This window comes from Parabacteroides sp. AF18-52 (assembly GCF_003479145.1).
Classification (GTDB): domain Bacteria; phylum Bacteroidota; class Bacteroidia; order Bacteroidales; family Tannerellaceae; genus Parabacteroides; species Parabacteroides faecis.
Genome location: NZ_QUGR01000008.1, coordinates 233,654 through 255,448, shown reverse-complemented (window position 1 = coordinate 255,448; position 21,795 = coordinate 233,654). Strand labels below are relative to the sequence as shown.

The 21,795-nt window shown below is 43.2% G+C and carries 14 protein-coding genes, 2 tRNA genes and 1 pseudogene; 10 read left to right on the top strand and 7 right to left on the bottom strand.

The window, feature by feature from the left end; all coding sequences use genetic code 11:
• Nucleotides 1-262: 262 nt before the first annotated feature.
• The 3 genes from DWX23_RS15065 to DWX23_RS15055 form a co-directional block, all read right to left on the bottom strand.
• A complete protein-coding gene (locus DWX23_RS15065) occupies nt 263-838 on the bottom strand; it encodes a Crp/Fnr family transcriptional regulator (protein WP_122375070.1) in 576 nt (191 codons plus the stop codon).
• On the bottom strand, nt 801-2,189 hold the full coding sequence (locus DWX23_RS15060; RefSeq protein ID WP_122375069.1) for an MATE family efflux transporter: 1,389 nt from the start codon (nt 2,187-2,189) through the stop codon (nt 801-803). Before DWX23_RS15060 ends, DWX23_RS15065 begins: the two co-directional genes overlap by 38 nt.
• 100 nt (nt 2,190-2,289) lie before the next feature.
• The gene (locus DWX23_RS15055; protein ID WP_122375068.1) at nt 2,290-3,267 is read right to left on the bottom strand and encodes a helix-turn-helix domain-containing protein; all 978 of its coding nucleotides are present in this window, start codon (nt 3,265-3,267) and stop codon (nt 2,290-2,292) included.
• A gap of 344 nt (nt 3,268-3,611) precedes the next feature.
• Here DWX23_RS15055 and DWX23_RS15050 point away from each other — a divergent pair, with 344 nt between their 5' ends.
• The 7 genes from DWX23_RS15050 (at nt 3,612) to DWX23_RS15020 (ending at nt 13,989) form a co-directional block, all read left to right on the top strand.
• On the top strand, nt 3,612-4,172 hold the full coding sequence (locus DWX23_RS15050) for a DUF3575 domain-containing protein (RefSeq protein ID WP_122375067.1): 561 nt from the start codon (nt 3,612-3,614) through the stop codon (nt 4,170-4,172).
• A gap of 7 nt (nt 4,173-4,179) precedes the next feature.
• A complete protein-coding gene (locus tag DWX23_RS15045) occupies nt 4,180-5,733 on the top strand; it encodes a hypothetical protein (protein ID WP_122375066.1) in 1,554 nt (517 codons plus the stop codon).
• Complete coding sequence (locus DWX23_RS15040) at nt 5,730-7,322, top strand: Mfa1 family fimbria major subunit (RefSeq protein WP_122375065.1); 1,593 nt, start codon at nt 5,730-5,732, stop codon at nt 7,320-7,322. The genes DWX23_RS15045 and DWX23_RS15040 overlap by 4 nt, the downstream gene beginning before the upstream one ends.
• Before the next feature lie 214 nt (nt 7,323-7,536).
• Complete coding sequence (locus tag DWX23_RS15035) at nt 7,537-8,565, top strand: FimB/Mfa2 family fimbrial subunit (RefSeq protein ID WP_158607082.1); 1,029 nt, start codon at nt 7,537-7,539, stop codon at nt 8,563-8,565.
• A gap of 19 nt (nt 8,566-8,584) precedes the next feature.
• On the top strand, nt 8,585-9,970 hold the full coding sequence (locus tag DWX23_RS15030; RefSeq protein WP_147382543.1) for a hypothetical protein: 1,386 nt from the start codon (nt 8,585-8,587) through the stop codon (nt 9,968-9,970).
• Nucleotides 9,971-9,998: 28 nt separating this feature from the next.
• Entirely contained in the window at nt 9,999-12,329 is a 2,331-nt protein-coding gene (locus tag DWX23_RS15025) for a hypothetical protein (protein WP_147382542.1), read from the top strand.
• 19 nt (nt 12,330-12,348) lie between these two features.
• A complete protein-coding gene (locus tag DWX23_RS15020; protein ID WP_122375061.1) occupies nt 12,349-13,989 on the top strand; it encodes a hypothetical protein in 1,641 nt (546 codons plus the stop codon).
• 103 nt (nt 13,990-14,092) lie between these two features.
• Here the strand turns inward: DWX23_RS15020 and DWX23_RS15015 are convergent, their stop codons facing one another.
• The gene (locus DWX23_RS15015) at nt 14,093-14,491 is read right to left on the bottom strand and encodes a hypothetical protein (protein ID WP_122375060.1); all 399 of its coding nucleotides are present in this window, start codon (nt 14,489-14,491) and stop codon (nt 14,093-14,095) included.
• Between the two features lie 438 nt (nt 14,492-14,929).
• Here DWX23_RS15015 and DWX23_RS15010 point away from each other — a divergent pair, with 438 nt between their 5' ends.
• A complete protein-coding gene (locus DWX23_RS15010) occupies nt 14,930-17,422 on the top strand; it encodes a TonB-dependent receptor domain-containing protein (protein ID WP_122375059.1) in 2,493 nt (830 codons plus the stop codon).
• Nucleotides 17,423-17,539: 117 nt separating this feature from the next.
• On the top strand, nt 17,540-19,987 hold the full coding sequence (locus DWX23_RS15005) for an ABC transporter permease (protein ID WP_122375058.1): 2,448 nt from the start codon (nt 17,540-17,542) through the stop codon (nt 19,985-19,987).
• Between the two features lie 110 nt (nt 19,988-20,097).
• On the opposite strand, the gene DWX23_RS15000 is transcribed toward DWX23_RS15005, so the two are convergent.
• Nucleotides 20,098-20,170, bottom strand: a tRNA-Phe gene (locus tag DWX23_RS15000).
• Nucleotides 20,171-20,356: 186 nt separating this feature from the next.
• Between DWX23_RS15000 and DWX23_RS14995 the strand changes: the two genes are divergently transcribed.
• Nucleotides 20,357-20,430: transfer RNA gene (locus DWX23_RS14995), tRNA-Pro, on the top strand.
• A gap of 44 nt (nt 20,431-20,474) precedes the next feature.
• Here the strand turns inward: DWX23_RS14995 and DWX23_RS14990 are convergent.
• Nucleotides 20,475-21,386, bottom strand: a complete 912-nt coding sequence (locus DWX23_RS14990) for a GNAT family N-acetyltransferase (RefSeq protein ID WP_122375119.1) — start codon at nt 21,384-21,386, stop codon at nt 20,475-20,477.
• 207 nt (nt 21,387-21,593) lie between these two features.
• Nucleotides 21,594-21,785: pseudogene (locus tag DWX23_RS25320) on the bottom strand (DUF3795 domain-containing protein); the annotation flags it as partial.
• Nucleotides 21,786-21,795 lie beyond the last annotated feature (10 nt).

Below are 21,795 nucleotides of genomic sequence, written 5' to 3'. Positions count from 1 at the left end.
TCTTTTTTAATAGAAAAACAAACAAATCATGTCAGGTAACAGGTGGTAGACATAGAGCGAATTGTTGTAACCTATAAGTGTAGGATAGTTATATTTAGTACTTGTAAAGTAGTAAATAGTGGCAGATATGGTCTTACTATTGTAGATAATAATAAGAAATATCCTTTTTAATATTTAAAATTTAAACAAGCTCTCAATAATAATTTGTAGAGTTAATAGATAATCTGCATTTTGTAATCAGGGAAACTTTGTTTTTCGTATCTCAACTTTTTTTACTCAATCCGGCCCTGATTCGGCTAAGTGATTGCGGAGTGACACCTATATATCCGGCAATCTCTTTCAAAGGGACACTATTGAACAACTCCGGCATCTTTTTTATAAAAGTCAGATACCGGTTCTCGGCTTTGGGACTCGACAGGTCGATAAGCAGATCGTCCTCATTGATGAGTATATTCACCAAAAGCTCCTGCATCCATTTCAGGAAAGCCGGAGATGAATCAGACAGTTTTTGTATGGTACTGTTTCTCATCTCGATGGCTATACTGTCACTGGACGAGCTGATCGTATAGCGGGAAGGATGTCCTCGAAAATATCCCCAGGAAGAAAACACCGTTTCTCCGGGGATGGAGAACCAAAGCGTTTGCTGTTCTCCGTCGCGTTCGATGTAAGCCCTCCATACACCTTTCTGTATAAAGTATATCGAATCGTCCGTCTTTCCTTCTCCGATAACCGTACTCCCTTTCGGAAAATGTAACGTACGGAGAGTCTGCCGGAGCAGAGTTATTTCCGTTTCTTTCAGTTCACACTGTTTGCAGATTCCTTCTATAAATGTTTCCATTGTCACGTACTTTATCCATGATTAATAAACAAACGATTACCAGTGTCGTAGCGATATCACCGGCTGCTACCGCTAGCCAGATCCCTTTGACCTCCATCAACAAAGGTAATGTGAAAAAGAATACCACCGGCAATATCCCTCGCAGGATAGTCAGGGAAATGGCCCGTCTCAGCCGTTCGATACTCGTATAATACCCGATCATGATGATGTTGATGCCGAAAAACAGGTAATCCGTTGCGAATAACGGAAGACCGGTTACCGCATATTTCCATGCATCGCTCGCCGTATCAGGAATGAAAAGCGAAACGATGCTATGGGAAAAACAAGCGAACAAAGCAGTGATGACTAATGCGAATATCAACGTGAACGTCATGGATAAACGCAGCGCGTTGTCCGACCGTTTCATCTGTCCGCATCCGTAGTTATAGCTGATAATGGGCTGTGCCGATTGTACCGTCGCATTGAACACCATGAAAATGATCGGGAACAAGTAGCAGATAACACTGTAAGCCGCTACGCCGTTTGCTCCGAGGTGATCCATAAAGACATAATTACCTGCGATGATCATGACCGATAATGTGATTTCGCTGATGAACACAGAGAAACCCAGTTTGATCATATATCCTACATTCCGGAGTGTCAGTAATAAACTTTTGACACTCATTTTCAGCCAGACGAATTTCACAGTTACCAAACGTGAACGTCCGAACAGATAGATAAGCATGATTACCGCCCCTACAAACTCACCGATATCGGTTGCTATCGCCGCACCGAACAATCCCCATTTAAATACAAAAATGAACAGATAGTCCAACACGATATTCACAATTGTTGCCGCAAGCATCGCCCACATGGATATTTTCGGGTTGGCAAGCCGTGTGAAAAACGGCAGAGCAACAACGAGTACGGTAAATGGAAGGCTGATGGAGAACCAGAAGAGGTACTCTACGACCATATCCTTCAAATATTCGTCAGAACCGAAAAGAGTTGCTATCTGCCCGGGAAACAAGGTCAGTAGCAATGTTATAATTAAACTGACAACGATCAATGCTATGACTGACTGGGTCAGGTTGATGTTGGCTACTCTGTATTTACCCTGTGACAAGTTGATGGAAGTGAGTATTCCACCTCCCATACCGAACATCAGACCGAGTCCGGCGATGAACATGAAAATAGGTGCTGAGATATTGACAGCCGCCATGGCGTCACTTCCTATCCCGTTCCCCACGAATATACCATCGACTACAGTGAACAGTGCCGATGCGGCCATTCCTAAAATCGTAGGAAAGAGTAGTCTGGTAAATAACTTTCCTACGTCCATTCTTCTAAAATCAAGGCTATCCCTCTGCATATCAATTTGTTTTTAATAATGACGGGCGCAAAGGTAGGACTTTAGATTCCGGATAAACTTACCAATTGGTAATAAATGCTATGTGGTATAAATGAGCAGCTTAGCCTAAAATATCATCGATAATAGCATACTGTTTTTCGAAGAATAACCGTCTTTCAATACGTCCGCAACCGGAAAGTAATGTGGATATTTTGCAGAGCGACTGGATCCATTCTTTTATTTTTTCAAAACTTTCTACCGAATTGTCGATCATGGAAAAACTGAAGTTGGTCTGGAACAATGCCAGGTGTTTATCTCCCGAAACATAATAGCAACTTGTGAATCCCATATTCATGGACGATACATAAAAGGCTATTTCCGGTGGAGTAGGCATGAAAGGAATATAAGTCCCGTTCAGTGATTTTTCGATTTTGGATAAGATTTCTTTCAGTTCACTTTTGATGTCATTTTTCTCCTGTGTTGTAATGATATGCATCCGGTAGAAATTATATATTTCTTTGGTCAGTGTCCAGATCAGCGAATGATCCCAGATATAGAATATTTTTCGGAATTTATAGACATCATTATACTTCTCTATGATTTGGTTCAACCGATAAGGGACTCTCCATTGAGAAAAGTTACTGAACTCTTCGGATTGTACAAAATAGTTTCCCCACTTGAAAAACATGAACTTGGTTATAAGAGGATGATGAATGTAAAACTCCGGAGGTAATATGTTATACACATTTCCGGCTTCTCCCGGTTCGTGCCGGTTAATCTCTTCCGTCTGTTTCAGATTGAATTCTATCATATCATACAAGGAGTCCATCGACTGAAGTTTGGAAGGAGATTCAAAAACGAACGGAAGCCATTGAAGTTCCACCTCTTTATACAGCAAACTATCCAGCGAGATATTGAAGGCCCTTGCCAGTATACCTATTTCCCTGACAGAAAAGTTTACTTTTCCTGACATTCTCCGATAGACAGATTCTTTTTCTAGCTTTAGGATATCCGATATCTGGTTTATGAGATTAACCTTTTTAGCCTCTTTTCTGTATAAAACCTCTATGAATACATCATGTAAATTTCTCTTTTTCATAATTATCAGATTTTTGTGGATGTCTGTTTATATCAAAACGAAATCTAGCCTAGCGAAATGTAAGAAAAAAACTGTAAAGAAGAACTGAAAGAAATGGATTAATGACGTTTGTTGCAAACTTTGATAATTGATCTTTTTGTTTTCTCTTTTTTAGAGAAAATGAAAAAACATTTTCTCTAAAAAGTACAAGACTATTTTATCCTTTCGACTATTCAGTAAGCCGGGGAAAAGAGAAGGCTTTCCGATTTCTCTGAAATGTAGAAAAGCTACCGGATAATTGGATAAAGTTGTCTTTCTCAATGTATTTCGGTCGCGTACTTTTGCCTTAGGAAAAAGAATATCCTATGCAAACGCAAAAATTAATATTAGTACTGATAGCTGTTCTGTCCTGTGCAGTAACCAGCGCCCAGAAGATTGCTTTAAAGAACAACCTTTTGATGGATGCCATGGCATCGCCTAACCTTTCACTGGAATTTAAGGTCGGAACCAGAATGACGATCGATATCCCTGCCAGTCTGAATTTATGGAGTTTCAGCGATACGAAGAAATTCAAACATTTTGCCGTGCAACCGGAAGTCCGTTGGTGGCTATGCCAGCCTTTTACGGGACATTTCTGGGGAGTGCATGCCCATTATGCCTCCTATAACGTTGGGGGTATCGGACCTTTTAAGACTATAAAGGACAACCGGTACGAAGGATGGTTGACCGGAGCGGGCATCAGTTACGGCTATAACTGGATACTGGCTCCCCGCTGGTCGATCGAAGCCACTGTTGGAGTCGGCTACGCTTATCTCTCATATGATAAATATCCGTGCGGGAAATGTCAGCCATTGACCCGCCATCGGACGAAGCATTATTTCGGACCGACGAAGTTTGCTCTGACGCTGGTCTTTCTATTAAAATAATCACATTATGGTAACCTGTAACAACATAAAATTAAGAATCTTTTTCTTAGCGGGGATTGCATCCTGTATTCTCTCTCCCTTCGACGTAAACGCGCAACAGAAAGTGTCCGATGTTCGTGTGGTTGCACGTGACATAAGGCAAGAAAAAGACAGCGTGCGTGCCATACTTGACATCGAAACCATCGGAATATCCGTAACTCCGAGAGAGCAGTTGTATTTCTTCCCGGTCATTCGTTCCGGAGAGAATGAAAAGAAGCTGCTTCCCGTTGTTATCCGTGGTAAAACCCAGCAGGCAGTCGTAAACAGGGTGGAGAAGCTTTCAGGAGAAGTTGAACCTGTTTATGTCTGTTTCAGTACAGGGCGGCGTAAAGCGATCCATGAGAAAATAACATATAACAGTACAGTTCCTCTGGAAGGATGGATGAAAGATGCAAATGTGGCGATGGTGCAGGAACGGCGGAACTGCCGGGGTGAATATCATCGTATCTCTACGGAAATAATAGCAGACAGTATCCGGTTTATGGAAAAGCCGGAACGAAGTTTGGTTTATGTGCTTCCGGTCAGGATTCCCGTTCCTCCTCGTGAAAAGATAAAGACCCGGACTGAGACAGGTGAAGCCCTGATAATCTATCGGGTCGGGAATGCCGAGATCGATCCCGGCATGGGAAATAACCGGAATGAACTGGATAAGATACGGCGCAGCCTGGAAGATATAAAGAATGTACAGGGTGTCGATATAAATACGATAAAGATATCGGCTTATGCATCTCCTGAGGGAACATGGCAGAACAACTTACGTCTTTCCGAACGTCGTGCCGCCTCTCTCACCGGATGGCTTCGCCGGAATTATGATCTGGAAGGAATCACTCTTTCTTCACAAGGATATGGCGAAGACTGGAAAGGGTTGGGGAAACTGGTTGAGGAAGACCTGGTCATGACAACTACGGAAAAAGAATATGCTCTCGGTATCATCGGTAAAGAAGAAATGAATGACAGGCGTGAACAGGTTCTGATGCAGTATGACGGAGGAAAGAGCTATCGTTATATGCTGACCCGTCTTTTTCCTTTGCTTCGCCGTTGTGCCTATCGGATCGGTTTTACCGTACCGGAATATTCCGTCGAGACGATAAAAGAGGTTTACCAAACCCATCCGAATATGCTTTCATTGTATGAATTCTATTTGCTGGCGAATCAGTATGAACCGGAAAGCCCGCAGTTCAGCGACGTGATTAAAAAAGCGGCTGTGATGTATCCTGAGGAAAAGATCAACCGTCTCTCTATGGCTGTATTTAGTTATTTATCTGGTGATATGAAAGCAGGATTAGAATATCTCACCGGGCTGGAAGACGATCCGGATACCTGGTTATACCTGTCCGCCTTCCATGCCCGTAACGGTGAATTGGATAAAGCGGAACAATATGCCCGGCGGGCAGCAGAGTCCGGAAATACCGATGCACAAGAGCATCTGGCTTTGATTGAAAAATATAAAGTTAAAGAAAAACAGTATCAGGATAAACTGAAAGAATATATCAATATGAACACTAAAAAAACAATAAAATGAAACTCAGATTTATGTTTATGTCAGCCTTGGCGATAGTCTTGCTGACCAATTGTAATGACGACGATGGTTACAAAAATACCGAAGTCTCGAATGCGGATGTCGCTTATCTATCGATCAGGATCGAGACACATCCGACGACACGTGCTTCCGGTGAAAACCCTGGTACCGATGAAAGTGATATCAAAAAGCTTTACCTGGTCACATTTGACAATGCCGGAAAAGTGCTGGGCATCCCGTCAACGAGTGCTTATTTCATCGAAATAGCCCCGGCATCATCTACTCTGGAGGCTGTTAAGGTATCTGCTGATGCCACGAAGCTTTTGGTTGTTGCCAATCCGGGAACTCAATTGGCTGGTGTGATCAGCGGTATGGGGGTAACCTCTACTTTCAATTCGATAAATGCGGCAATTGCCGGAGTGGCAGAAGACGAGGTGACAGATAATGTAAAAGATATCAAAAAAGGATTTGCTATGATCAATAGCGGTAATGATGAGGGATTGCCTGCAGGTTCGAAAATAACCGACCTGCTTATCGATATCACTGGTAAGATGATCAAACCGAAAGATGGGGAAAAAGATGAAGACACCAAACTGAGAGCCGAGCTCTCGGACAACCGGTTCGATGTCAGGATTGAACGCCTGACCTCTAAGGTTGAACTGTGGCTGAAAGATGAGATTAAAACATTTCCCGAAGGCGCGAAATTCGATTTTGAAAGCTGGACACTCGATGTAGTGAACACGACTTTCTTTCCTTGCGCAGATAAGACTATACTGGAGGTGGCACATTCTGGCAGTACTCCGTTTTATGAAAGTAACTTTTACACCCACGACCCGAACTTCGAAGGTGTGGTGGGAGACGGTCTTGCGTTTGCCAGCATCGATCCGGACACGTATGCTCCGGTCTTGCTCGATCCTTATGATTGGATGGAACCTTCAAAATCAGATGAACCGGCTATTGCCTATTGTCTGGAAAATACAATGGCAGCAGCCGAACAAAAGTTCGGTAATGCAAGCCGTATCGTGATAAAAGGAACCTATTACCCTAAAGAGCATACTACTAAAACCGGTGACTGGTTCAATTTCGCAGGTAAAGACTATCATAATCTGAAGGATTTGCAGGATGCTTATGATAAAGCTGAAGATGATTCGAACCTGAAAAAAGTTTGCGATAATATGTATGGAAAGATAAGCGATTTCAAAAAGGGAGTAGATGTCGGTTCCGACTTTATGGATCTTACGGAAAATATGCTGAAAGATGTACCTAACGGCGGCGAGTTGATCAAGAATAAGAAAGAAGAGATTGTCCGCTGGTACCAGAACGGTCTGAATTACTATTACTATGAAATCCGGCATGATAATAAGACGGAGAAGGAAATGGATTTCGGCAAATACGGTGTTGTCCGTAACAACAGGTATCAACTGACGCTTGGTTCCGTGAATGGTGCCGGAACTCCGTGGTATCCTGACCCTAACAATCCGGGGCCCGGCGATCCTGATCCGGAAGATCCGATCGACCAGTCTGCCGGTTATCTGGGTATAACGGTGAAGACTGCCCCATGGGTTATCTGGGAGAATGAAATAGGCATTTAATGCGGTTTGCAGAAGCGAATGATTTCCCAGGTAGGAAACGCCAGTTCCCTCGGCAGGAAATTGCAGTTTCCCTAGGAGGAAACGCTAGTTCCCCGCGCAGGAAACTCAAGTTTCCTTATTAAAAAAATTTAGGAAACTGCAATCGCTTCTGTTTTAGGACACTATGGTGTTTGGTGAAAAATGGAATAAGATAGAGAACGATGGATGCAGAAATATGAATACGAAAGGAACATATCGGTATTTGGTCAGGTCGGTTTTAACAGCTTTGATGCCGTTATTCCTGCTATCTTGTGAGAAGATCAAAGACAATATGGATGATTGCGGTATATATCTCGAATTCATTTATGAGTATAATATGGAGTATGCCGACTCTTTCGAGCCACAGGTCGGTTCGGTCGATATATTTGTCTTCGATGCTGAAGGACGGTATCTGTTTACGAAGCAGTCTCTCCGTGAGGAACTTATCGGACGTAAAAGAATGTTCCTCGGGGACGACCTCGCTTTCGGTAACTATAAGATACTGACTCTCGGAGGACTGTCGGACAGTTTCCGGCTCTCCGATGGCAGCGGTAATACACTGATCCCCGGGCAAACACAGCTGGAAGATATACGATTATCGCTGGTACGCGGATCGGAGATCGTTTCCCATGAATTTCCTCCTGTATGGATAGGCGTAACACAGGACATTCGTTATCAGGCGGATCTGTCGGTATATCAGATACCTCTGGTCAAGGAAACCAATCATTTTGATCTGGTACTGGCGAGAGCGGAAGAAAGTCCGAAAGTTGCAGCCGATACGGAAAATGTTCCTTATACTTTCGAGATCGTGACTCCCGAAGGTGCTGTATATGGACATGATAATAGGCCGAAAAGGAAGGAGACGGTAACATTCCGCCCTTATCTTCTGACGGCAGGCGGTGGAGCGGACGAGTTATCCGAAGCCCATATCAACTCCAACCGGTTGCTTTATATGAAGGATTATGATTACCGGCTTATTGTGCGTAGCACGTCGACCGGAAAAGTCTTATGGGATTACGATCTGATGTATCTGCTGGAACATACGAAACCGGCTTCGCGTCCTGACGGTAGCCTGCTACCCATGCAGGAATATCTTGACCGTCAGAGCGAATGGCATATCGTGGTGCTGTATAAGGAAGAGCCCGGAGGCGATCCCGGTGGATTCATTGCGGTTAAAGTGATTGTGAACGACTGGATAATATGGATCAATGATATTGGTGTCTGACTTTTTGGATAAAGAAAGAATGAAAAAGATATTGAACCTGATAAGTATATCTATGGCGGCCATTTTTCTGAATGCTTGCTCTGTGGAGCAGTCGGTGGATGGTGGCGACGGATTGCGGGGACTGATGGCCGTGGAAGTTCTTACGGACGGAGCCCTGGCAGACGATCATATCCATACTGCCCGCTTTATCGTGTTCGATGATGCGTCAGTCTTTCCTTCCGTCGATATCAATAAAATGATGACGCTGGAGAATGACGACCGGGATGCTAAAGAGTTCAGGACTACTTTGAAGGTGCATTGCAATCCGGATAAGATGCTGGTCGTGATATTGAATGAACCGGCTACATTGACCGGCTTTCTGGAAACAGTGACTGCTCCCGGAGATTTGGAGACGGTGACATATCTTATGGCTGAAATATTCAATGAAAATCATACGGCAACCCTTACGAAGGGTATTCCCATGACTGCTGCTTCCTATAATATATCCGTTACGGAGGAAAATGACACCGAGAGTAAAGCCGCCAGGGTGGAAATGGAAGTTAAACGTGCCGTGGCGCGGGTCGAACTCTGGCTTAGAACGGAATTGCCGTTTCAGTCGGAGGTTGGCCGGTCGACTGCCGTAACCCTTCTGAAGTCGCATGACGAAGGCTGTCTGATGGCTCCTGATGCGACAAGGAATTTCGGATATATGCAGACGGTCGATGCTCCCGATAAAGAGGTATCCTGGAGTTATACGGACACCGATCCGTTGAAACTGGCCGATACATTGCAATTTGTCTGTGCTTTTTATACACCGGAAAGAACCTGTTCGGCTCCGGGCGATGCCGATAAACTGATCCTGGATATCCGGGGAATCGGGACCTCCGACGGAACGAGGAATGCCGTATCGACCTTGTCATCTTTCTCTACCGGAGGCGGTCCATCCCAATATATCACCGAGATCAGGCGTAATAATGTCTATAGGATATCAGGAGTTGTCAGGAAGCAGATGGTAGAGTTTGAACAGAAAGTAGTTCCGTGGACGGAAGTCGGGCAGGGAGTAATCATCGACCCTCAGTATTTTCTGACCGTGACCCGTGATAATCTCTACTTGCCGGATGATGGTAATAAAACCAGTATTACGGCAACCACCAATTACGACCGAATCGATGACGACAGAGGTTTCCCTTCGGGAATATGCCTGGGAGAAACCAAATATTACGACAAAACGGGACAACCGGAGGAAGATACTCAAAGTAGCTTATACGGCTGGTTGTCCGTTACCCTTGGCGGAGTGGCGGGAGAACTTGTGCAGGAAATAGAATTTTCCGTATCCGGAACGCTGAATGAAAATGAAAAAGGTTGCTACGCGACGGCAGAGGTCAAAGCCGGCAACCTGATCAAGCTGATCAAGGTGAAACGTTGAACGGCATACCGATAATACACGATGTAATATGGAACGATATAGTAAATGGCTGACATTAATGAGTGCAACTCTCTTTTTCCTCTTGCTCCATGCAACAGCTTGCGTGGATGAGCAGGAGATCGGAAAAGTACATGGAGGATTGGTCTTTATGGAAATGACCGTTCCCGGATTGGAGATACCGACCGTAACGCGTTCCATGGAAGGGAATAAGGGCGAAGCCGTGGTGAAGACAATCGATTTACTGATCTTCGACAAGTCGGCGCCTGCCAGATTGATCCAACATCTTGAAGTGAAAAATTTCTCTCAGAATGAGTCGGGGGATGACTACAAGATCGAGTTTAAACTGGATCTGTTGAAAGATGAAAATGTCGGCTCCGTTGTACTCGTTGCCAATGCAGCCAGGGAAGTGAAAGCAGCGTTACCGGATAATCCGGTCGATACGGAAAAACAGGATTTTCTGGAGGAGCTGGTATTTAAAACATCTGCCGGTAAAGACGGCTCTTATAAATGGAATGTGTCGGAGCCGGGATACACTCCGATACCGATGTACGGGGAAACTTCCGTAAGTGGCATTACTCCGGGAATGAGTATTACCGGTGTTGAGCTGATCCGTATGTTGGCACGTATCGATGTGGAGAATAAGGTGAGCAGCGATGTTTTCAATCTACAGGAAATCTATCTGGTCAATTATCATACGGCAGGGTTTATCGCTCCGGCATGGAATGAATCGGACGGAGTTTTATTAAAAGAGTCGGATGAGAAATATCCCTATTCAAGAAACCTGGATCCCCGGATCCCGGGTGCAGCCGGTAAGCCGGACGCAACACAGGATGCAGCCATGAAATATACCTATATGCAGGAAGCCGGTTCTGCCGGACCGCTTCTGGCAGGCGAAATATATGTTTATGAAGAACCCAAAGCAGGCTCTGTAGCAGGCGTCTGTTTGATATTGAAAGGGATTTATCAGGGAACGGAATACTATTACCGTGTCAATTTTACTTCTGATAAGACAGATCCGGGAAGTGGTTCCGGCGTTAAGACCGGCGATGATGTCCCTTTATATCGTAATCATAAATATATCGTAACTGTTACGGCAGCTGAAGGGATCGGTTATACGACTTTCGATCAGGCTCTCAGATCCGCATCTGTCCTGTCCAACCTGAAAACCTCGATCCTGATCGTGGATATGACGGGGATAAAGAATATCGTTTACGACGGACAGTATTTTATGGGAACGGAAGGTAAGATGGTCGATATACCGTGGAGTGTCGATAAATTATTGAATCACCGGGTTAGTTCCGACTATTACGGCGACTGGAAAGCGGAAGTAATAGATTCTATGACTACCGGCTGGCTGAAGTTTGCGAATGACTATGCAAGTGAAAAGGGAACGGACATAAATTCAGGCTTTAAGCTCGATCTGAAAAAAGTTGCCTCTCCCTGGGTTGGAAACGATTATGTGAGCGGAAAGATCGTATTTACTGCCGGACGTCTTCGGGATACGATGATCGTCCGGAGAGTAGCGATGGCCGATATGTTTGCCCGCAGTAATATTGTCCTCAGTTCCGGTAAGCTGACATTTGCCGTTACCGAAGAAGATAACAATACGATCCCGGCAAATTCGCAGGGTGTGTTCTGTAAATGGGGATCATTGTTCATGTTCGCTCCGGCAGGTATCCCGTACGATCCGGTAAAGCATATTGTTTATTACCCGCCGGAAACTTCGGTAGGAAATTGGGGTGGCGGTCTTGCCGGATGGGATCTGGTTCCTTATGCCCATGATAACTTCAGTTTCGACACACCTCCTCTTACTGGAGATAATATGGATGCTTTCAGGGAATATGAAGATGAGGCAGGTTTTAACGCGAGCGAAGGTATCGGTGATATCTGCCGCTATATCTCATCCAAAGAGGGTTGGGTGGAAGGTAAATGGCGTTTGCCTACCTATCAGGAATTGGGTCTGCTTTATGATGAAACGCCGACAAAACCTCAGTTGCCAGCCGGTGGCGATTTTGCGAATGTAACAACCGACTACAATTTGCATGCCGATAACCACAGGGATGGAAAGTCCCTTCTGAACAGCGGACTGCAATTGGGTGCCAGGGCGTCGGGTTCCATAGCTCTGGACAGGGATAAAAAGACACCTCCTTCGGGAACGGTGTATCTTCCCGTGTCAGGACATCGTTATCCGAATGGAGATGGAGATGTTGTCCATATCGGAGCATACGGTTATTATTGGTCTTCAACTCCATACGATGGTATTACTGTCAATTATCCTTTACTCTATCGTAAAGGTCTGGAGTTTTATGATGCCGACCGTTCGTATGCTTTTCCGATCCGTTGTATCAGAGATTATTAACCATTGCAAATAATGTACAATGAAAAAGAATATTTACCTTATACTGATAATACTTCTGTCGATGATGTCTGCTTCCGGAACAGCTCAAACACGAATAGGAGGTTTCCCTTTTTTCCGTTCTTTTCTGGATGGAATAATGGATGAGGTTGAAAGGCCCGGACCGAATAATCCAACGGCAAAACCGGGAGTAGACAGGAGTAATAAAGCGGATCTTGTCAAGAACCTTGGTTTGCAGCTTACTACCCTTAAAAGTGAAGTAGGAGCATTCTATCTTCCTGATTATCCTTTTACGACCAATGACGGTTTAAAGATTGAGTTTGAATATATGATGTACACGACTCCGGGTTCAACCGGAGGTATAACCGATGGTATTACTATGTTTCTGATGGATGCCGAGAGAGCAGGAGAACTGGAATATGGGGCGGAAGGAGCTGGTTTCGGTTATACCTATAGATGGACCAATAAAACGTTGGAAGGGAATAATATAGAGGGACAACGGATCAAAGGGATTCTTGGTGGATATCTGGCAATTGCTTTGGATCAGAACAATTTTAAAACGGTACGTATGGAAGGGCATGAACAGCGGAATGGCGTTTTTTATGATGATGATCCGCGTAAAACTCCCAGTACTAAGCCGGACAAGTATAATACATACAGCAATGTGACAATCCGGGGGGCAGCAGGGCCTGATTATAGGGAAGTCGTTTCCCGCCATCCTAGCGGTTCGTTAAGATATCAGTTGTATGAAGGTGATTGGGGATATCCTGTGTTGGCAACAAGGCATACGGGAGGAAGTCGTAGCTCTGAAGATTTGTGGAATCAGGCTGGGTTTATTCTGGCTACAGATACCGGAGGTTATCTGCAAGGTGGTTTCCAGGCAGGAAATATAATACCTCCTATATTACAGGGGTTTGACATAGCCGGAGGAGGTACATTTACCGATCCTGATGAACCGGAATACCGGAAAGCGATTATAAAACTGGAAACGAATCCCGATGCTTCTGTCGGTGGTTTTAAAATTACGGTTGCCATACAACACGGAAATGAGTCGACGACTGTGATCGAGAATTTTACTTTCCCCAAAAAACTTACCTATATTGAAAATGGTTTGCCGGGAGCTATCAATAATGATTTCCCGCTATTGGCAACTGTCCCTCCGCGGATCACGTATGAGGTTGAGACGCCGGATCAATTAGTTATTGGTTTTATGGCTGCAACCGGTACGGAAACAAACTATACGAATGTTATTAAGAATCTTCGCATCACTCCTTTATTCGGAGCTAATACGGCGAACGATGATATAACGGGTCATCGACGCGGACCGGTGACTATAAGACCTTTGGATAATGATTTGGGATATATCGATAGCGGTAGCGGAGTGATAGGTGATAAGGAGTATCTGGATCCTTCCAGTTTCAGGTTCTGGACGGACGAATATACTTGTTTGGGAGACCGGAAATTTGAACATACCGTCAACGGTGAGGGCCGGTGGGTATATGATGAAACAACGGCGGAAGCATTGTTCTTCCCGGAAAAAGGTTATGTGGGCGAAGCTTCTATCATGTACGATATCAAAGGGAAGGAATCTCCTTATGATGGAGAAAAATTCCGTTCGTCCCTGGCGATTATATCGGTGACGTTAGCTAATGAATATCCTTGATAAACACATATTGAAGTTTCATAATATCAACCTGTGGCACATTAAAAAGGGATGAACTGAACCGTCCCTTGCCATTTTTATTTACATTTAGTGTACTCTTATTCTATTTCTTATTGATACTGTAAGTCATGATGTCGGTCCCGTTGACTTTTTTCACAATTTCTTTTGTATTCCTAAGTATTAATGTATGACTCCATTGTTTGCTGTATGAAATAAATTCTCCATCGGGTGTTTGTTTGTAGATGACATACATATGCCAACCGCTGTCCGACGGAAGGGAGATGATCACTTTTTTTCCGGATTTCAATTCTTTTTCTATAGTTAGAAAAAGACTATCTATCGGAAAATTTGCATCCCGAGGTAAATCAAATTTGCGGGAAAAAGTAACGCCGTATAATTCTTTATTATCAAAGTTACGGAAAGTACCGTCGATTTTGTTTTTCCATTCATTTTGTAAGTCGTAAAAATTAAAATCTACAACTTTACAATACTTTAGTACCATTTCGACAGCTGACGGAATGCAAGATGTTTGAAATATTTGATTATGATTATTTACAACAGAATCAAAAAATCATAATTATCAATTTTCTGCGTTTGAGCCTTCGAATGAAAATTTACAGATGTAAATATTATTACAACTATACTAAAGAGGATATTTTTCATAACATAAGTAAGTTGATATGGTGCAAAGATAATCTAAATTCTGTGTAATATATCCTTTGAGCATTAATATAAAACAAAAAAGATATTCATCTATGATTTGTTAGGGAGCGCCTAACGGTGTCTCCTCAAAACCAGGACATAAGTGAGAATTTGTTAAAAAAAGCCATCGAAAGATGGCAAATATTTACTTATTTTATCATTTTTCTGAATAAACCATTTCTTTTTATTTTAGTCAAACAGAACAATTGACAAAATGGGAAAAAGATTGATTTAGACAATGATGAAAAAAAAGGTGAGTTTTTTGCTGGCCGGTATGCTCGTATGCATGACACCGGCGATGAATGGAGCAACGATAGACGGAGGAATTAAAGGTACTGTAATGGATGGGGAACTGGGCGGACCGTTGGAGTTCGTAACTGTTCAGGTGAAGGCAAAAGGTTCGGATAAAATTCTGCAAGGTTCTGTTACCGGAAGTGATGGAAATTACAGCATTGCCGGATTGAAGAAAGGGGAGTATGTCGTTACCTTTTCTTATATCGGCTATGGGGAAGTCTCCAAAACTATTTCAATCGGTACCAATAGCCAGGTACTCAATTTGGGAGAACTGACACTGGAAGAAGATGCTAACCAGTTAAATGAAGTGGAGATTGTGGCCAAAAGGCCTCAGATGCGTTTTGAGATCGACCGGAAGGTGTTCGATGCGACGCAGGATATTGCTTCCGAAGGCGGTTCTGTCAGTGATCTTTTATCCAATATCCCTTCCGTGGAAGTTGATAATGAAGGATCTGTTTCATTGCGGGGAAATTCCAGCGTAACGATCTGGATCAATGGCAAAGCTTCAGGATTGACTTCAGATAACCAGGCGGATATTCTGGAAATGATGCCTGCCGGAGATATCAAACAGGTAGAAGTAATAACGAACCCTTCTGCCAAATACAGCCCCGAAGGAACGGCGGGTATTATCAATATTATTTTAAAAGATGACCGCAAACCAGGCTATTACGGAAGTGTAAAGGCGGGAGCCGATACGGATGGTGGTTATCAGGCAAGTGGCAATATCAATTATAGCAGTAGCAAGGTCGATGCTTATGCAAATCTGAACTACCGGAACCGTGAATTTAAAGGGGGCGGTATTACCAGCCGGGAGAATACGACAGATCACAGCTTCCTGGATCAGACGAACGATTCTAAGCGGCAGCATAATAACTGGTTTGGTCGCTTCGGTGCTACCTGGCATATGACTAAAAACGATGACTTGTCGCTTAATGTGACGGGTATGACCGGAGGAGGTGATAATAGTGAAACGATCCATTATATTTCTACCGACAGCCAAAGGAATACACTTTATACCAGCGACCGCACAACGAATGGCAACTCGGATATGAAGATGTATAACCTGGAATTGAATTATGTCCATAAGTTCTCGGACAAAAGTAATATCGACCTGACAGTCAGTAACAATCAATGGAAACGCGACGGAATGGACATTTTCCAACAATCGACTAAATATACTGATCCCTCCCTGTCTGCAGATCCTATCTATCAGACCCAGGAGAATGACATAAAAGATAAAACCTGGGAAGTACAGGCAGATTACAGCAATAAGATATCCGATATGTCACGTATCGAAGCCGGTTATAAAGGAACTTTCCAGCGTAATGCCAGTCCGGTAGATACCTATACCGGAACGACTGCCGAAAATATCCAGCAGGATAAGACATTATACAATCGTTTCTTGTATAATCAGGATGTACATGCCCTTTATATGACGTATGGTGGCAAGTGGGAGAATCTTAGCTATCAGGCTGGTCTGCGTGGAGAATACTGGCGTGTGGATACCCGTTCGCTGGATTTTGACCAGGAGTTTAACGGTAAACCCTCTGAGAGCTTTGAAAAGGATTATTTTAAACTGTTTCCAAGTGCTTTCATTTCTTATTCTTTACCTAAAAATAATGAATTACAAGTGAATTATACGCGTCGTTTGCGTCGTCCCTGGGGAGGACAGTTAAATTCGTTCCGGAATATCTCCGATGCTTCCAATATCTCTTTCGGTAATCCGGAACTGACACCGGAATATTCCCACTCTTTTGAATTGAACTATATCAAGTCATGGGAATCAGGACATACGTTGTCACTCTCCGGTTACTATCGTTCGACAGATGATGTAATCCAGCGTATCCGTTTCCTGAATACAGAAGATAATGTGATGTATACGACCAGTGAGAACGTAGCTAAATCGCAGGCAAGCGGTCTGGAGATCGTTGGTAAAGACAAATTGTTTAAGATACTCGATCTGACGACAACGGTCAATCTTTATTATTCTAAATTGGATGGCTTTACTTATCTTCCGGCAGGAGCATCGATACCGGTTACCGGAGAGACGGACGAGAGTTTTGCCTGGGATGTTCGTATGATCGCTAATTTGAGTTTGCCGTGGGGAGTGTCTTTGCAGGGGACAGGCAATTACAATTCCAAACGTCTGATGGCGCAAGGATATCGTAAACCGAATTACTCGGTTGATCTTGGCTTGCGCAAGTCGTTCCTGAACGATAAACTGACATTGAGTGTTAATGCCCGTGACCTTTTGGATTCTCGTAAATTCCGTACGATTACCTCCGGTGACGGTTTCTGGCAAGACTCTGAAAACTGGCGTGGAGGCAGGCGTGTCGGCTTTACTCTTACTTACAACTTCGGTAATATGAACAAGAAGAAAGATAAGAGCAAGAGCAGGGACAGAAGCGACGATTCAGAAATGTTTGAGATGGAATAATTGCAGTTCACCAATAGAAAGTGACCGTTTGTCAAAAAAAATAGTATAAGTATGTAGAGAGGAATAGCTTTGTACTGTATTTCTGAATCAGGGGTTTAAAATTAAAATAACTCAAATATGCAAAGCACATTCAAAAATTTACTTTACGTTCTGAAGCGTTATAAATTAGCAACGGTCACTAACCTTTTAGGACTTAGTTTTGCTTTTCTGTTATTCATCGTGATATGCATACATGTCAGTCATGAATATAGTTTTGATGCCTCCCTCACAAATCGGAAAAAGATATTTCAGTTGGAAAATATGCGTAATGACGGGATATGGGAAGCTAATTTTTCACGTCCTCAACTTGAACGTTTTATTGCAGCTTCTCCCTATATAGAAGCTGCTGCCGTTACAAATAATCTTGTTTATTCCTCTACACGTTTTGGAGTATCAGCCAGTAAAGGACCTGATGCCCTGAGCTATATGGAACAAGTGGAACGAATCACTCCGGAATATACAAAAGTTTTTGGTTTTGAGTTAGTAGCCGGAAGTTCGGACTGCTTGAAGCGTCCGGAGGGAATGATGGTCTCGGAAAGTATGGCAAGAAAACTTTTTGACAGAGAGAATCCGATCGGTAAACCGGTTTATTTCTCTGAATTTACTGGGGCGGAAGGTTCAATCGTTTATGGGCTAAGTTTTGAACCTGCATATATAGTGGGTGGCGTTTTCCGTGATTTTCCTGAAAATACCCGTGTGAAGAATGCCTTGTATATTCCGATAATGGAAAAGGAAATGATGGAAGACTGGAATACTGGTCCTTATTATTGTTATCTGTTGATGTCATCACCGGAATCAGCATCTGTTACCACTGAAAAGTATATGGCTGACAGCAGGGATTTTCTGAAGGATTTTGCGATTGACGATATTCGTCTCCGGCCTTTGTCCGATCTTTATTTTGGTCAGCAGGTTCGTGCAGATGCGGCTCCTGTCGGCAATAAGTTGCGAACGAATATGTTATTCTTTATTGCCATCCTGATTATCGGTATTGCGTTGGTCAATTATATAAACCTGTCGATAGCATTGGCTCCGATCCGCACCAAATCGATTACGATTCAGAAAGTGCTGGGCAGTTCGGATGCTACACTCCGGAAATATTTGGTTTTGGAATCTTTAGGAGTGTCTGTTCTTGCTTTCTTCTTTGCGCTGCTTTTTGTATTCCTTTTGAATAATGTTCAGTGGATTACTGGTATGTTGGGACATCCGTTAGATTTGTATTCCAATTGGAAGATTCTTGTATGGACACTCCTTCTTGTCGTAGGAAGTGGCTTACTGGCTGGCATGTATCCGGCTTTTTATATAACCTCTTTCCCACCGGTTATGGCACTGAACAAGTCTTTTACCCTGAGTGACCGGGCAAAGATTACACGGAAGTTACTCATTGGATTCCAGTTTGTTATTTCGATTACGTTGGTTGTGGGTGCTTTGTTCGTTTTCCTGCAGAACAAATATATAGGAAATGTGGATCTGGGATTTAATAAGGAGAATGTGTTGGAAGTGAGGCTCAGTATGGGGGCGGCTTTGAAAAAAAGTGAATTATTCAAATCACGTCTTTTGGAGAGTCCTGATATCAGTAATGTTTCTTTTAGCGAGTTTAAATTTGTTTCGGATGAATCCCGGTCTTTTATCGGATATAATTACAGAGGTCAGCATTACTACATGAGTTGGCTGGGGGTATCGACAGATTTTCCGGAGTTAATGGATATCAAGATGATTGCCGGTAGGCATTTCCGTCCGTCGGATGAGGCTCCTGATAATACACAGGCGGTTTGTATCCTAAGTGAAACAGCTGCGAGGGAGATAGCATCGCGTTTTACAACCGAAGAACTGGGTGACATATCGGAAATGGTAGGGACGAGTATTATAGATAATGATGTTCCGGTACGGATTGTCGGTATTTTTGAAGATGTACATTATGAATCCCTGTATAAAGAGCTACGTCCGATGGGGCTTTGGACTTCGGCTAAAGATCATTATCGCCGTTCGGTACCGGAAAGATATTCCTATGTTAAGATTGCGGGAGGAAATCCCCGGCCGACAATTGAACATATCCGGAAAGTCACGGATGAACTGATTCCGGGCTATCCGGTCGATATCCATTTTTTTGATACAGCGTTGGATGAACTTTACAGTAAAAGCCAACGGCAAGGAACTCTGGTGACTATCCTTTGTTTTTTGGCTGTCTTTTTATCTTTGGTAGGAGTATTCGGATTGGTAATTTTTGAATTACAGGGACGGGAAAAGGAAATAGCCGTGCGGAAAGTACTGGGTTCAACAGTCCGGCAGATCCTTTGGATGCTGAACTCGTCTTTTCTCCGGATTGCATTTGTTTGTTTTGTTATTTCGATCCCGGTCGCTTATTATGGAGTGAATGTGTGGTTGCAAAGCTTTGCATATAAGACACCGATTTATTTATGGGTATTCTTGGTGGCTTTAGTAATCATTGTGGCGTTGACGGCGTTGACAGTTACTTTCCAAAGTTATCGGGCGGCAATGGCAAATCCTGCTTCTAAATTAGGGCATTGATCCGGAATACAGATGTATTATAGATAAAGTTCCAGTTTTATTTTTCCTGTAGTATTTACTCTTTTAAATAAAAAAAGCAGTCATCTTTTAGATAACTGCTTGATTTTCAGTGGTACCACCAGGAATCGAACCGGGGACACAAGGATTTTCAGTCCTTTGCTCTACCAACTGAGCTATGGTACCGTTTGTTTTGTTTAACGGGTGCAAAGGTAGGGAAAATATGATACACTCCAAATGTTTCTTGAAAAAAATGTCGAAAAAAATGCATTTAAAGAATTTGAAGGGATGAAAGTAACTTTTTTTGAAAAAAAACGGCAAAAGTATTTGTAGGTTCAAAAATAGTTGTACCTTTGCAGCCGTAATCAAAAACGGGATGTAGCACAGTTGGCTAGCGCGCCACGTTCGGGACGTGGAGGTCGGAAGTTCGAGTCTTCTCATCCCGACTACAGAAGAGGTAAATCAGAAATGATCTACCTCTTTTTTATTCTTATAAATCGTGGATAAAGAACTTACGCATTTTGAAATTAGTCATTTCGATGTCCTTTATTTTAACCGCCTGTTCTTCTTCAACGATGAATCCGTGCTTCTCAAAGAAGGGACGCGCAGTGAGACTGACTTCCGCAAAAAGAGATGGGAGATGATTCCGATGTGCGAAATTTTCTGCATGGTCCAGTAAGATCGTGGCGATCCCTTGTTCCTGAAATTGGGGTAAAAGGAACATACTGTGCAAATATCCCTGCTGGTTGAATGACGTAAATCCTGTGATCCGGAAAGATTCGGTTTCTTCTGCAATGATGAATTGAAGATCACTGCTGAATAACTCCTGCCAGCGTTCGGGTGATGCGCGGTTTATCCAGGCATCTATTTGTTCGGGCGAATAGTTTTTGCGGCAGGAGGTTCTGACACTTTCTTCGAATACACATCGGAGTTCCGGGAGATCTTTAATCTCAGCCTTTCTTAACCGGACAGGCTTTAATTGCATATGCAGGATCGGATAAGGTTTGCCTTGCCCGTCCGTGGCATCCCGGGCGATCACTTCAAATCCTCTGTTTCGGTAAAAACGTAGAGCCTGCTCGTTCTGTTCGTTTACATCTACTTTACGGATATTCTTTTTCTGTATGGCGTATTCTATCAGTTTCTTTCCATACCCTTTGCCTTGTTGTGCCGGGTGAACGAAAAGCATTTCGATCAAATCGTCACTTAACCCCATAAAAGCAACGATTTGTTGGGTTTGTCCGTCTCTTATGAGATGGAGTTCTACAGCCTGGAAGTATTCGTTGCGTATTAAAGGTTTGTAATACTGTATATCATCCTCCGTAAGGAAATGATGTGTGCTCCTAATAGAAGCCTCCCATAGCAGAAGTAATTCGTCGTAATCTTTTGCGGAAGCCATATTCATATTATGTTGATAGTTTTTTGAGCAATTACTGCATAAACCTGTATGGACGGAAATAATACCTCCACATTCCGGACAGGTCCAATATTCTTTCTGTTTTTCTAAAAAGTAATCCATTCCTTTTTCTCTGATCATCTTTAAATTGTTCATGGGCGATTCAGAAAGAGGATATTGATTCATATACCGGTATTCTCTTTCATGTAAGTGTTCGCAAGGATATTGTGGACATTTGTCACAATAATCACCTTGTAGACTCCCCCTGAATTCACAATTGATTATTTTGCAGCGGATAGAACAAAACTCAGGTTTATATTCATTACTGCCGTTACATCCGGGGCACGGATTTTCTCTTTTCAAAGATTCATTGCACAAACTGCAATCCAGGCCGCAAGGGGCAATCATATTTGCTTTG

Coding starts and splice junctions, on each gene's coding strand:
- DWX23_RS15060 (WP_122375069.1), bottom strand. CDS start 2,189: ATGCAGAGGGATAGCCTTGATTTTAGAAGAATGGACGTAGGAAAGTTA.
- DWX23_RS15040 (WP_122375065.1), top strand. CDS start 5,730: ATGAAACTCAGATTTATGTTTATGTCAGCCTTGGCGATAGTCTTGCTG.
- DWX23_RS14990 (WP_122375119.1), bottom strand. CDS start 21,386: ATGAATATGGCTTCCGCAAAAGATTACGACGAATTACTTCTGCTATGG.
- DWX23_RS15030 (WP_147382543.1), top strand. CDS start 8,585: ATGAAAAAGATATTGAACCTGATAAGTATATCTATGGCGGCCATTTTT.
- DWX23_RS15010 (WP_122375059.1), top strand. CDS start 14,930: ATGATGAAAAAAAAGGTGAGTTTTTTGCTGGCCGGTATGCTCGTATGC.
- DWX23_RS15050 (WP_122375067.1), top strand. CDS start 3,612: ATGCAAACGCAAAAATTAATATTAGTACTGATAGCTGTTCTGTCCTGT.
- DWX23_RS15045 (WP_122375066.1), top strand. CDS start 4,180: ATGGTAACCTGTAACAACATAAAATTAAGAATCTTTTTCTTAGCGGGG.
- DWX23_RS15065 (WP_122375070.1), bottom strand. CDS start 838: ATGGAAACATTTATAGAAGGAATCTGCAAACAGTGTGAACTGAAAGAA.
- DWX23_RS15005 (WP_122375058.1), top strand. CDS start 17,540: ATGCAAAGCACATTCAAAAATTTACTTTACGTTCTGAAGCGTTATAAA.
- DWX23_RS15025 (WP_147382542.1), top strand. CDS start 9,999: ATGGAACGATATAGTAAATGGCTGACATTAATGAGTGCAACTCTCTTT.
- DWX23_RS15015 (WP_122375060.1), bottom strand. CDS start 14,491: ATGGTACTAAAGTATTGTAAAGTTGTAGATTTTAATTTTTACGACTTA.
- DWX23_RS15035 (WP_158607082.1), top strand. CDS start 7,537: ATGAATACGAAAGGAACATATCGGTATTTGGTCAGGTCGGTTTTAACA.
- DWX23_RS15055 (WP_122375068.1), bottom strand. CDS start 3,267: ATGAAAAAGAGAAATTTACATGATGTATTCATAGAGGTTTTATACAGA.
- DWX23_RS15020 (WP_122375061.1), top strand. CDS start 12,349: ATGAAAAAGAATATTTACCTTATACTGATAATACTTCTGTCGATGATG.